The sequence below is a fragment of the Ligilactobacillus equi DSM 15833 = JCM 10991 genome (assembly GCF_001435735.1).
Lineage (GTDB): Bacteria > Bacillota > Bacilli > Lactobacillales > Lactobacillaceae > Ligilactobacillus > Ligilactobacillus equi.
In genome coordinates, this window is the sequence record NZ_AZFH01000123.1 from 1 (window position 1) to 225 (window position 225).

The following is a 225-nucleotide window of genomic DNA, read 5'->3' on the forward strand; positions in this document are numbered from 1 at the left end:
GACGCTAATGAAAGTGGCTTTTCAGTCACCTTTATGGATCTTCCTGCATATAATCAAGGCCATACCTATCAATACGTTTTACGCTTCTCTAATCAAGAAAATGGTGAAGGAAAATATACTGACACTTGGTCAGGGTATTTCCACGGAAACGGTCAAAAGTATAACGGACTTATGAACGAGAATGGGCAAGTTTATTTTTACCGTGATGGATATCGTCAAACTGGT

1 protein-coding gene is annotated in these 225 nt (G+C 39.1%); it reads left to right on the forward strand.

Features of this window, described 5'->3' with window-relative positions; translation table 11 throughout:
- A partial coding sequence (locus FC36_RS12180; protein ID WP_162257663.1) for a hypothetical protein occupies positions 1-225 on the forward strand: 225 nt, incomplete at both ends.